Origin of the sequence: Solwaraspora sp. WMMD937 (genome assembly GCF_029581175.1) — a bacterium.
In the GTDB taxonomy this organism is placed as follows: domain Bacteria; phylum Actinomycetota; class Actinomycetes; order Mycobacteriales; family Micromonosporaceae; genus Micromonospora_E.
Genome location: NZ_CP120738.1, coordinates 6,522,644 through 6,534,942, shown reverse-complemented (window position 1 = coordinate 6,534,942; position 12,299 = coordinate 6,522,644). Strand labels below are relative to the sequence as shown.

Sequence of the window (12,299 nt, the reverse complement as noted above, 5' to 3'; positions counted from 1 at the left end):
GCGTGACGCTAACTGTTAGCCTTGGCCGAACAATTCCCGTCGTTCCGCCGCCGGACTCTTCCAGGAGTGAGCCCGCACATGTCGTTGCTCGCCAGACTCAGCCTCGCCAACCGAGGGCTCGTGGCGCTCGTCGCGGTCGTGATCACGATCTTCGGCGCCGTCACCATCCCGACGCTCAAACAGCAACTTCTGCCTTCGTTGGAGTTCCCGGCCGCCTTCGTCAGCGCGGTCTACCCCGGCGCGGCACCGGAGATCGTCGAATCGCAGGTGACCGAGCCCATCGAGAACGCCATCTCGGGCGTCGCCGACCTCGAGAGCGTCACCTCCACCTCCAGCGAGAGCTTCGCCACCGTGCAGGTCGAGTTCGCCTTCGGCACCGACCTGACCAGCGCCGTGAACGAGCTGGAGACCTCGATCAACCGGATTCAGCTGCCCGACGGTGTGGAACCGGCCGTCTTTGCCGGCAGCACCGATGACCTGCCGGCTGTGGTGCTCGCCGCCACCGGCGCCGGTGGACCGGGGCTCGCCGGACGTCTGGACGAGGTCGTGCTGCCCGAGCTGGAAGCAATCGATGGGGTACGCGCCGTCGACGTCACCGGCGCCGGTGAACAGATCGTCTCGATCACCCCCGACTACGCCGCGCTGGCCTCCGCCGGTCTCGACCCGAGCGCGATCGGCAACGCCCTGCGGGTCAACGGCGTCACCATCCCGGCCGGCTCCCTCACCGACGGCGACGAGAGCCTGACCGTCCAGGTCGGCACCAGGATCGATTCACTGAGCGACCTCGCCGGGATCTACCTCACCGCGTCCGGCCGGCCGTCGGTGCGGCTCGGCGACGTCGCCGAGATCAGCGAGCAGACCGCTCCCGCCACCTCGATCACCAGAACCAACGGCGCGGACAGCCTCGGGATCGCGGTGACCGCCGGCCCCGACGGCGACGCGGTCGGCATCTCGCACGAGATCCGGGACCGGCTCGACGAGCTTGGCGCGGCCGCCGACACCGAGCTGATCGTGGTGTTCGACCAGGCGCCGTTCGTGGAACGCTCGATCGAGGCGCTCACCACCGAAGGCATGCTCGGCCTGGTGATGGCGGTGCTGGTCATCCTGATCTTCCTGCTGTCGGTACGGTCCACCGTGGTCACCGCGGTCTCCATCCCGCTGTCGGTGCTGATTGCGCTGATCGCCCTGTGGATCGGCGAGTACTCGCTCAACCTGCTCACCCTCGGCGCGCTGACCATCTCGGTCGGCCGCGTGGTGGACGACTCGATCGTGGTGCTGGAGAACATCAAACGACATCTGGAGTACGGCGAGGACCGGCGTACCGCGATCCTGACCGGGGTCCGGGAGGTGGCCGGTGCGGTCACCTCGTCCACCCTGGCGACCGTCGCCGTCTTCGCCCCGATCGCGATCGTCGGCGGGTTCGTCGGCCAGCTGTTCGCGCCGTTCGCCATCACGGTGACCGTCGCGCTGCTCGCTTCGCTGCTGGTCTCGCTCACCATCATCCCGGTGCTCGCCTACTGGTTCCTCAAGCCGGCCGCCGCCGGCACCGACCTGGAGCAGGTCCGGCAGGAGGCCGAAGCCAAGGAGCTGCGCAACCCGTTGCAGCGCGGCTACCTGCCGGTGATCCGGTTCGCCACCACCCGGCGGTGGGCCACCGTCGGCATCGGGCTGGCGGTACTGCTCGGCACGTTCGCGCTGAGCACCCGGCTGGAGACCAACTTCATCGACGACGCCGGCCAGGACACCCTGAGCATGCGGCAGGAGTTGCCGGCGGGCACCAGCCTGGCCGCCGTCGACCGGGCCGCCATCTCGGTGGAGCGGGTCCTCGCACGGACCGACGGAATCGAGTCCTACCAGGTGTCGATCGGCGCGAGCAGCAACCCGTTCGCCGGTGGCGGCGGCAACACCACGGCGAGCTACTCGATCAGCCTGACCGAGGACACCGACAACATCGCCGTGCAGCAGCAGTTGCGGGACGAGTTCGCCGGCCGCGACGGCCTGGGCGAGATCACGCTCGGGGCGGCCGACGGCGGGCCCGGTGGCGGGAGCGCCAACCAGCTGCAGGTCATCGTGCAGGCCAACGACCCGGACGATCTGGCCACCGCCGCGGAGCGGGTCCGGGCCGCGATGTCGCGGACCCCGGACGTCGCCGACGTCACCAGCACCCTGTCCGAGGACGTGACCCGGCTGCAGGTGCAGATCGACCGCGCGGCGGCAGCTCAGGCCGGGCTGAACGAGGCCGCGCTCGGGCAACTCGTCGCCCAAGCCTTCCGCGGCAGCCCGCTGGGACAGGTCACCATCGACGGCGACCGGCTGGACGTGGTGCTCAGCCCGAGCGCCCGGGTGACCTCGGCCGAGGAGTTGGCGGCGTTGCCAGTCGGGCCGGCGACCCTCGCAGCCTTCGCCGACATCGTCGAAGTCAGCGGGCCGGTGCAGATCAACCGGGTGGACGGCGAACGCAGTGCCACTGTCACCGGCACCGCGACCGGCTCCAACGTCGGGCGGACCAGCGCGCAGCTCGAGGATCGGCTCGAGGAGCTGCGGCTGCCGGCCGGCGCCACTTACACCATCGGTGGGGTCAGCGCCGACCAGGCGGAGGCGTTCGCCGACCTCGGGCTGGCCCTGCTCGCCGCGATCGCCATCGTCTTCGTGATCATGGTGGCGACGTTCCGCAGCCTGATCCAGCCGCTGATCCTGCTGGTGTCGGTGCCGTTCGCGGCGACCGGCGCGATCGGTCTGCTGGTCGTCACCGGTACGCCGATGGGTGTGCCGGCGCTGATCGGCGCGTTGATGCTGGTCGGCATCGTGGTGACCAACGCGATCGTGCTGATGGACCTGATCAACCAGTACCGCGAGCAGGGGATGAGCGTGTCCCAGGCGGTGGTCGAGGGCGGCCGGCGTCGGCTGCGGCCGATCCTGATGACCGCGATTGCCACCATCTGCGCGTTGACGCCGATGGCGCTCGGCCTGACCGGGGTGGCCGGCTTCATCGGCCAGCCGTTGGCGATCGTGGTGATCGGCGGCCTGTTCAGCTCGACGCTGCTCACCCTGGTCCTGGTGCCGACGCTCTACACCATGGTCGAGGGCACCAAGGAGCGGCTGCGGCAGCGCCGGGCCGCCCGCCGGTCGGCCGGCCCGGCCGACGACACGGGTGACGTCGCTGCGGCACCGGACCGGCCGTCAGGAGCCGTTACCGGCACCGATGCCGTACGAGGCACCGGCGACGCGGCGGATGGCCGCAACGGCTCCGACACCGCCGGCCCCGCCAGTCGTACGTCGCCGGTCGCCGCGCCGCCGGCCCGCCCCTCGGCGGCACTGGTCGACGGTACCGACCAGTTCGAGGTGCTGAAACTGCCGAAGAGCCGCACCTCGCCGCTGCCGCCGACGGATCCGCCGACGGAGAAGTGACCGTGCGGGTCCCCGGGGCGCCGGCCCCGGGGACCCGCGACGACCGGTCGCGCAGATCACACTTCGTCCACTGTCCGGTTTCCGGTCGGTAAGGTGTCGGTACGTGTCCTCACCGTTAGCGGTCCTTACCGGAAACCGGGATTTCCGCCGGCTGCTCCTCGCCGAGCTGGTCGTCTTCGGGGCGGACTGGTTCGTCATGGTGCCGCTGGTGGTGCTGCTGCCGGAGCTGACCGGCAGCGGCGTCTGGGGCGCTCTGGTGCTCGCCGTGGACACCGGCATCCACGCCCTGATGTTGCCGTTCACCGGTACGCTCGCCGACCGCTTCGACCGCCGTCGGATCCTGATCGCCGCGAACCTGGCCGCCGTCGTCGCGGTGCTGTTGCTGCTGGCCGTGCGCACCCCGGGTACCGCCTGGCTGGCGTTGTTCGCCATCGCGTCGCTCGCGGTGGCGAAGTCCTGCTACTCGCCGGCCGCCCAGGCCGCGCTGCCGAACGTGGTCTCGGCGGCGGAGCTGCCCGCCGCCAACGTCTTCGCCGGATCCGCGTGGGGCACCATGGCGATCGTGGGCGCGTCGCTGGGCGGGCTGCTCAGCGCGGCCCTCGGCCCGTACGCGTGCTTCTGGATCGCTGCCGCGGCGCTGCTGCTGGCGGCGGTGGTCACCATGTCGATCCGCCGGCCGATGCAGGCCCCGCGCGACGCCACGCTGCCGGCGCCCCGGACGCTGACCGCGATCCGGGAGGCGCTGGTCTACATCGCTGGCCGTCCGCAGGTGCTCGCCCTGGTGACCGCGAAGAGCGCGGTCGGCCTCGGCAACGGCGTACTCACGTTGTTTCCGCTGTTGGCCGGGGTGTACGGGGTCGGCGCGATCGGCACCGGGCTGCTGTTCGCCGTGCGGGGCGCCGGCGCGGTCATCGGGCCGCTGCTGACCCGCCCGGTGCTGAACCGGCGGTCCTGGCTGCTCACCGGGTTGGCCGCGTCGATGTCGGTGTACGGGCTGTCCTACGCCAGTATCTCGCTGGTCACCTGGTTCCCGCTGGTGCTCGCCCTGGTCTTCCTGGCGCACCTGGGCGGCGGCAGCAACTGGGTGCTGTCGAACTACGCCCTGCAGGCGGTGGTGCCGGACCGGCTGCGCGGCCGGGTCTTCGCCACCGATCTGATGCTCGCCACCCTGTCGATCTCGGTGAGTCAGTTGATCGTGGCCAGTGTGATCGACACCCTGGACACCCGGATCATCCTGGCGACGTGCGGCCTGGTGACCGTCACCTATGCGATCGGCTGGCGGTTGGCGACCCGCCGGCTGGGCTCGGTGGTTGCGGCCAGCCGCTAGCATCGTGATATCACTTTGATAGCGAGCTGGTGGTGGAGGGAACGAGCATGGAACGAGCCGTGTTCCGGATGTCCGGATTCGTGGCGATCAGCGGCCTGATGGTGCCAGGTCTGCTCGGCCTGGCGGTGGTGGCGCCCGGCATCAATTCGGTGGCCGACGTGGATGTCTGGATGGCCGTCGCCGCCGTGGTCTACGTCGGGGTCGTCGCGCTGGCCGCCACCGGGTTCACCGTGGTCGACCCCAACGAGGCGCAGGTGGTGCAGTTCTTCGGCCGCTACCTCGGCTCGATCCGGGTCGCCGGCCTGCACTGGACCTGGCCGCTGACCGCCCGGCGCAAGGTCACCCTGCGGGTGCGCAACTTCGAGACCGACCGGCTGAAGGTCGCCGACGCCGACGGCAACCCGGTAGAGATCGCCGCCGTCGTGGTGTGGCGGGTGGTCGACTCGGCGAGCGCTGTCTTCGCCGTCGACGACCACGTCGAGTACGTGGCGGTCCAGGCCGAGGCCGCCGTCCGGCACCTGGCCACCAGCTACCCGTACGAGGCGCACGACGCCGAGCGGGCCAGCCTGCGGGACAGTACGGTGGTCGCCGACGAGCTCACCGAGGAGTTGCGGGAGCGGGTCGAGTTGGCCGGCGTGGAGGTGCTGGAGTCCCGGGTCACCCACCTCGCGTACGCCCCTGAGATCGCCCACGCGATGCTCGCCCGGCAGCAGGCCGCCGCTGTCGTCGCGGCCCGGTTCCGGATCGTCGAGGGCGCCGTCGGCATGGTCTCCAACGCGCTGGAACGGTTGGCCGACGAGCATGTGGTCGACCTCGACGAGGAACGCAAGGCCCAGATGGTCGCCAACCTGCTGGTGGTGCTCTGCGGCGATCGGGCGGTGCAGCCGGTGGTGAACACCGGGTCTCTCTACAGCTGAGGCGGTCCACGGCTGATGGCCGAACGCAAGAAGCTGCTGTTGCGGCTCGATCCGGCGGTCCACGAGGCGATTGCCAAGTGGGCCGCCGACGACCTGCGCAGCGTCAACGCCCAGATCGAGTACGCGCTGCGGTTCGCGCTGCGCGCCGCCGGCCGGGCACCTGGATCCGATCGGGCACCTGGATCGGGCCCGTCGGCCGCCGGCCCGGACCGGCCGCCGGCGCCCTGACACCGGACGACCTGCCAGGACCTAGCATGGTGCGATGGCTATCAGCTTCGTCCCCGGGCCGGTGACCGTGCGGGTCCCGGCCACCAGCGCCAACCTCGGCCCCGGGTTCGACGCGCTCGGGTTGGCGCTCGGTCACCACGACGAGGTGACCGCCCAGGTGGTGCCCGCCGGCTGCCGGGTCGAGATCTTTGGCGAAGGCACCGGGGAGTTGCCGCTCGACGACGGCCATCTCGTCGTCCGCGCCATGCACGCCACCTTCGACGAGCTCGGCGGCCGGCCGGCCGGCCTGGCGCTGAGCTGCGTGAACCAGATTCCCCAGGCACGCGGCCTGGGTTCGTCGTCGGCGGCGATCGTGGCCGGCGTGCAACTGGCCCGCGGGCTCGTCGTCGGCGGGACGCAGCTGCTGGACACCGCCGCCGCGCTGCGGATCGCCGCGCGGCTGGAGGGCCACCCGGACAACGTGGCGCCCTGCCTGCTGGGAGGCTTCACCATCGCCTGGACCGAAGCGTCCGGGGCGCGCGCGGTGTCGGTGCCGGTGCATCCGGCGGTGTCGCCGACCGTCTACGTACCCAGTAACCGGGGTCTGACCGAGGCGGCGCGGGCGGCGTTGCCCGCTCAAGTCCCGCACGCGGACGCCGCGTTCACCGCCGGTCGGGCCGCCCTGCTGAGCCACGCGATCAGCGCCGACCCGACGCTGTTGCTGGCCGCTACCGAGGACCGGGTGCACCAGGACTACCGGGTTCCATCGATGCCGGCCAGTGCGGAACTGCTTCGCCGCCTGCGGGCAACCGGTGTGGCTGCCGTGATCAGTGGGGCAGGTCCGAGCGTCCTGGCGTTGACCGAAGTCCCGGCGGGCTTCTGTCCGGGAATGGACTGGCAGACTCACTTGTTTCCGGTAGACGTTGCCGGAGCGCGGATCGAAGGCGCTATAGTAGGACACGCCGAGCGGGACCCTGTTGCCGCAGGTCGGAAGAGTTGACTACGCTCTAGGCCAAGCACAGCCGCGAAGCACGCGATCTCCTGCGGGGCGGCGCACCCCCGAAGCTATCGGCGGTAAGCCCGTCTCACCCCTGCCTAGGTCACCGCCAAACCGCAGTCTCCACGGATCGCTGCAGATGTCGAGAGCTGCCCACCGAGGCTGGTGAAGCGGGCTCGGCAGAGCTGCGCGAAGACTCCCGCGACGTGTCATGCGAGGCGGGTGCACCGAGGCCACCCGGCCACCTAGCGTTTTGACCCGGGTTGCCCGGCCTATCGAGGGAAGGAATCCATTGAGCGACACCACCGACGTGACGTCGGATGTCTCCAACGTCGCTGACGACACCACCGCTGCTCCTGCCCGCCGTCGGCGGTCCGGCACCGGGCTGTCCGCGATGCTGCTGCCGGAGTTGCAGAGCCTCGCCGCGTCGCTCGGCATCTCCGGCACCGCCCGGATGCGCAAGAGTGAGTTGATCACCGCGATCACCGAGCGCCAGGCCGGCGGGGGCGCCCCACGGCCGCGCGCCGAGGTGGCGGCGGCGACCGCACCCCCTCGGGAGGAGGTCCGCGCCGAGGTCCGTCCTGAGGCCGAGCGGCGCGACGGCGGGTCCGAGCAACTCGCCATCGTCGACGAGCCGGCCCGCGACGAGCCGGCCCGCGAGCGCAGCACCCGCCGGGGCCGTCGGTCGGCAGCCGAGTCGCGTACCGACGAGACCGCGACCGCGCAGACCACGCCGACCGAGTCGGGCGAGCGGGCCGACCGGGGCGGTGACGGCCGGGACAACCGTGACCGTGACGGCCGGGACAACCGGGGCGAGCGGGACAACCGCGGCGAGCGGGCCGAGCGGGGCGGTGACAGCCGGGGTGGTCGCGACCGTAACGACCGGGGTGACCGCAGCGAGCGGAACCAGCGGGACAGCAACAACGACGACGACGACAACGAAGGCGGCGGTCGGCGTAGCCGACGCAGCCGGTTCCGCGACCGTCGGCGGCGGGGAGACCGCGGTGACGGCGACGGTGGTGGCGGCCGGGAGCCGCAGGTGACCGAGGACGACGTACTCGTCCCGGTGGCCGGCATCCTCGACGTGCTGGACAACTACGCGTTCGTGCGTACCACCGGCTACCTCTCCGGGCCCAACGACGTCTACGTCTCCATGTCGCAGGTCAAGAAGCACGGTCTGCGGCGCGGTGACGCGGTCACCGGCGCGGTGCGCGCCACCCGCGAGGGTGAGCAGCGCCGGGACAAGTACAACCCGCTGGTCCGGCTGGACACCATCAACGGCATGGAGCCGGAGGAGGCCCGGCGGCGTCCCGAGTTCTACAAGCTCACCCCGCTCTACCCGCAGGACCGGCTGCGGCTGGAGACCGAGCCGCACATCCTCACCACCCGGGTCATCGACCTGGTGATGCCGATCGGTAAGGGGCAGCGGGCGCTGATCGTCTCCCCGCCCAAGGCAGGCAAGACGATGGTGCTGCAGGCGATCGCCAACGCCATCACGCACAACAACCCCGAGTGCCACCTGATGGTGGTGCTGGTCGACGAACGTCCGGAAGAGGTCACCGACATGCAGCGGTCGGTGAAGGGCGAGGTCGTCGCGGCCACGTTCGACCGGCCGCCGCAGGACCACACCACGGTCGCCGAGCTGGCCATCGAACGCGCCAAGCGGCTGGTGGAGCTGGGCCACGACGTCGTCGTGCTGCTCGACTCGGTGACCCGGCTGGGCCGCTCGTACAACCTGGCCGCGCCGGCCAGCGGGCGGATCATGTCCGGTGGTATCGACTCGACGGCGCTGTACCCGCCGAAACGGTTCCTCGGCGCGGCCCGCAACATCGAGAACGGCGGTTCGTTGACCATCCTCGCCACCGCACTGGTGGAGACCGGGTCAATGATGGACACGGTGATTTTCGAGGAGTTCAAGGGGACCGGCAACGCCGAGCTCAAGCTGGACCGCAAGATCGCCGACAAGCGGGTGTTCCCGTCGATCGACATCCACCCGTCCGGCACCCGTAAGGAGGAGATCCTGCTCGCGCCGGAGGAGCTGGCGATCACCCACAAGCTGCGCAAGGTGCTCCACTCGCTGGACTCCCAGGCGGCGCTGGACCTGCTGCTGGACCGGCTCAAGCAGAGCCGGACGAACATCGAGTTCCTGATGCAGATCGCGAAGTCGACGCCGGGGGAGTGACCCCGGCACCGGTCGCCCCGCGCGGTCGGGAATCCGGCAGGTCCGTCGGGCGTTGTGTCCGGCGGTGTTCGTGACGGTCGCGGTGGGCGGTTCGCTCCGCCCACCGCGACCCGCTGCCACGGCCCGTGGCAGACTGACAACAGGCCAGGTTCCGGTTCACGCCAGAGTCGGCCCGCGCACGGCGCGGCCGATGTCGACGGCGACCCGGCGACCGACGAAGAGAGGACCATCCGTGAAGAAGGACATTCACCCGGAGTACGTGACCACCGAGGTCACTTGCTCCTGCGGCGCATCGTTCACCACCCGCAGCACCGCACCCGGCGGCAAGATCCACGCTGAGACCTGCAGCGCCTGCCACCCGTTCTACACCGGCAAGCAGCGCGTCCTCGACACCGCCGGCCGGGTCGCCAAGTTCCAGCAGAAGTACGCCAAGGCGAAGGCCAACAAGGCCAAGTAGCTGTGCACGCGGCGCCCGCTTCCGACCGAGGTCGGGGGCGGGCGCCGCGGTGTCTGGACGGTCCTGGTCTTCTCACCCCGGATGAAGGAGTACTTGGATGAGCAGCGAGCGCCTGGCCGGGCTCCTCGACGAGTACGCCGAGCTGGAGAAGCAGCTGTCTGATCCGGCGATCCACGCGGACCAGACCACCGCCCGCCGGGTCGGTCGCCGGTTCGCCGAGCTGGCCCCGCTGCACAAGGCCGCCGGCGAGCTCGCCCAGGCCCGGGCCGATTTGGCCGCCGCCCGGGAGCTGGCCGGCGAGGACCCGGCGTTCACCGTCGAGGCGGAGGCGATCGCCGCCAGCCTGCCCGACCTGGAGGCCCGCCTCGCCGAACTGCTGATCCCCCGGGACCCGCACGACGCCAAGGACGTCATCGTCGAGATCAAGGCGGGCGAGGGCGGCGAGGAGTCGGCGCTGTTCGCCGGCGACCTGCTCCGGATGTACCTGCGGTACGCCGAACGGCGCGGCTGGCAGGTCGAGGTGCTCGACTCGCAGGATTCCGACCTCGGCGGGGTCAAGGACGTCTCGCTCGCGATCAAGTCGCGGGGGGTGCCCGAGGGCGGTAACGGCGTCTGGTCCCGGCTCAAGTGGGAGGGCGGCGTGCACCGGGTGCAGCGGGTGCCGGTCACCGAGTCGCAGGGCCGGATCCACACCAGCGCAGCCGGGGTGCTGGTGCTGCCGGAAGCCGAGGACGTCGAGGTCAACGTCGACCCGAACGAACTACGCGTCGACGTGTTCCGCTCCTCCGGCCCCGGCGGCCAGTCGGTCAACACCACCGACTCGGCGGTGCGGATCACGCACCTGCCGACCGGCATCGTCGTCTCCTGCCAGAACGAGAAGAGCCAGCTGCAGAACCGGGAGCAGGCGATGCGGATTCTGCGCGCCCGGTTGCTCGCCACCGCCCAGGAACAGGCCGACGCGGCGGCGTCCGACGCCCGCCGATCCCAGGTGCGTACGGTCGACCGGTCCGAGCGGGTGCGCACCTACAACTACCCGCAGAACCGGATCACCGACCACCGGATCGGCTACACGGCGTACAACATGGACCTGGTGGTCGGCGGGGAGCTCGACGGCGTCCTCGACGCGCTCGCCGAGGCGGACCGGGCCGCCCGGCTGGCCGGTGACACCGAACTGACCCGCCGCTGACCGGCCACACCGGCACCGGCCGGGCGGTCAGCGCACCGGATGGGGCCGTTGCCGGGCCTCGCGCATCTGTCGGGCGGCCACCTCGAAGGCCCGACTGAGCGCTTCGCGCAACCCCGGACCGGAACCGCTGATCTCGGCGTAGCCGACGCTGACCCCGACCGGAGTGCCAGGCACCAGCGACTCCCACTCCTCACCGGCCACCGCGGCGGTGATCCGGCGGGCCACGTCGGCCGCCTCGGCCGGGCCGGCGCCCGGCAGCACCACCACGAACTCGTCGCCGCCGTACCTGGCCACGAAGTCACCCCGGCGCATCACCCGGTTGATCACCCCAGCGACCCGTTGCAGCACCAGGTCACCGGAGTGGTGGCCATGCACGGTGTTGACCGACTTGAAACCGTCCAGGTCGCAGACCATCACCACGGCCCGGTCGCCCCGGCCGGCCATGTCGGTGACGTAGAGGTCGAGGTGGCGGCGGCTGGCCAGCCCGGTCAACGGGTCGGTCAGCGCCTCCTGGGTGTACTGCGCGGCGGAGCGACGCATCTCCTCCTGGTCCAGCCGGGCGGCGATGCCGTCGACGTACATGTCGCGCAGCCGGTCGTTGCGCCGGGTAGCCAGCCGGAACGCGTACCGGTCGGCGTCGTGCGCGGCGGCGTGGTCGCCGGCCCGGGTGTGCGCGACGCTGCGCAGCCGGGCCGTCTCGGCGGCACCGAGCGTCTCGGCGGAGACCACCGCCGTGGACAGCCGGGTCAACGCCTCCACCGGCCGGTCCGCCGCGATGGTCAGGCACACCACTCCGAGCTGGCGCAGGTCGCGGGCGCGGGCACTGTCGCCGCCGTCGATCATCAGGCGGGTGGCCTCCGGGGCGCCGGGGGGCAGCCGGGCCGGCTCACCGAGCGCGGCGAGCCGGGCCAGCGCGTACCCGTACGCCACCCGGCTGCTCGGGCGTAGCAGCCCGGTCCGGTCGGCGTGCACGAACTTCGCCAGGTCGCTGCCGATGTCGCGGAGCACCCGCAGGCAGCCGTCGGTGTCTCCATGATGGTCCAACGCGACGGCGTTGCGCAGCCGGATACCGGGCGCGGCGAAGGTCTCCTCTGGAATGCCGGTGGCGTTGCCGAGCTGCCGGGCGTGCTCGATGGCGCTCAACGCGTACCCGTGGAAACTGAGGTAGGAGTAGGCCATCGCCAGGTCGTGCCAGCCCCAGGCGGTTTCCCGGTCGACGTCGGTGGCCGCGCCGAGCGCCCGCGCACTGTGCACCAGATGGGTGACGCACCGGTCGAACGCGCCCTGCTGGTGGGCGGCGAGCGCGGCCAACGCGTGCAGGTGGCCGTGCAGGTACGGCTCGCTGACGTCGCGGGCAGCCTCGAACGCCCGGTCGACGGCCACCGTGTACTCGGCGGACCGGCCGAGGTTGAGTAGCGCGGAGAGCCGCTGCACCAGCGCGTCGGCCCGGACGTACCGGTTGCTGGTGCTCCGGATCACCTGCTCGAAGGCGACACAGGCTTCCGCCGAGCGGCTGCTTTCCATCAGCGCCCGGGCCTGCATCAGCGCCTCGGCCTGGTCGGTGAGCCGGTCGAGCCAACCCACGCACAACCTCCCTGGAGCCCGCTGGAATCTGGCG

Annotated in this window: 9 protein-coding genes; 8 read left to right on the top strand and 1 reads right to left on the bottom strand. The window is 71.3% G+C overall.

Features of this window, described 5'->3' with window-relative positions; all coding sequences use genetic code 11:
- The first annotated feature begins 78 nt into the window (after positions 1-78).
- From O7621_RS28855 to prfA, 8 genes are all read left to right on the top strand, one after another.
- Positions 79-3,408 carry an efflux RND transporter permease subunit gene (locus tag O7621_RS28855; RefSeq protein ID WP_282234782.1) on the top strand — a complete coding sequence of 1,110 codons (3,330 nt, stop codon included), beginning with the start codon at positions 79-81 and terminating at the stop codon, positions 3,406-3,408.
- A 103-nt stretch (positions 3,409-3,511) separates the two neighbouring features.
- Entirely contained in the window at positions 3,512-4,735 is a 1,224-nt protein-coding gene (locus O7621_RS28850) for an MFS transporter (protein ID WP_282232115.1), read from the top strand.
- Between the two features lie 47 nt (positions 4,736-4,782).
- Positions 4,783-5,652: an SPFH domain-containing protein gene (locus O7621_RS28845; protein WP_282232114.1), complete on the top strand. Its 870-nt coding sequence runs from the start codon at positions 4,783-4,785 to the stop codon at positions 5,650-5,652.
- A gap of 15 nt (positions 5,653-5,667) precedes the next feature.
- Entirely contained in the window at positions 5,668-5,880 is a 213-nt protein-coding gene (locus O7621_RS28840; RefSeq protein ID WP_282232113.1) for a hypothetical protein, read from the top strand.
- Positions 5,881-5,914: 34 nt separating this feature from the next.
- Positions 5,915-6,859: a homoserine kinase gene (gene thrB, locus O7621_RS28835; RefSeq protein WP_282232112.1), complete on the top strand. Its 945-nt coding sequence runs from the start codon at positions 5,915-5,917 to the stop codon at positions 6,857-6,859.
- A 289-nt stretch (positions 6,860-7,148) separates the two neighbouring features.
- Positions 7,149-9,038 (top strand): transcription termination factor Rho, encoded by a 1,890-nt coding sequence (rho, locus tag O7621_RS28830; RefSeq protein WP_282232111.1) that lies wholly within the window; start codon positions 7,149-7,151, stop codon positions 9,036-9,038.
- Between the two features lie 232 nt (positions 9,039-9,270).
- On the top strand, positions 9,271-9,495 hold the full coding sequence (rpmE, locus tag O7621_RS28825; RefSeq protein ID WP_123603402.1) for a 50S ribosomal protein L31: 225 nt from the start codon (positions 9,271-9,273) through the stop codon (positions 9,493-9,495).
- Positions 9,496-9,592: 97 nt separating this feature from the next.
- A complete protein-coding gene (gene prfA / locus O7621_RS28820) occupies positions 9,593-10,681 on the top strand; it encodes a peptide chain release factor 1 (protein ID WP_282232110.1) in 1,089 nt (362 codons plus the stop codon).
- Between the two features lie 27 nt (positions 10,682-10,708).
- Here prfA and O7621_RS28815 read toward each other — a convergent pair whose 3' ends face one another.
- A complete protein-coding gene (locus tag O7621_RS28815; protein ID WP_282232109.1) occupies positions 10,709-12,265 on the bottom strand; it encodes a GGDEF domain-containing protein in 1,557 nt (518 codons plus the stop codon).
- Positions 12,266-12,299 lie beyond the last annotated feature (34 nt).

Excerpts from the sequence above, each read along its gene's own strand:
- thrB (WP_282232112.1), top strand. The coding sequence starts at position 5,915 with ATGGCTATCAGCTTCGTCCCCGGGCCGGTGACCGTGCGGGTCCCGGCC.
- prfA (WP_282232110.1), top strand. The coding sequence starts at position 9,593 with ATGAGCAGCGAGCGCCTGGCCGGGCTCCTCGACGAGTACGCCGAGCTG.
- O7621_RS28840 (WP_282232113.1), top strand. The coding sequence starts at position 5,668 with ATGGCCGAACGCAAGAAGCTGCTGTTGCGGCTCGATCCGGCGGTCCAC.
- O7621_RS28845 (WP_282232114.1), top strand. The coding sequence starts at position 4,783 with ATGGAACGAGCCGTGTTCCGGATGTCCGGATTCGTGGCGATCAGCGGC.
- O7621_RS28855 (WP_282234782.1), top strand. The coding sequence starts at position 79 with ATGTCGTTGCTCGCCAGACTCAGCCTCGCCAACCGAGGGCTCGTGGCG.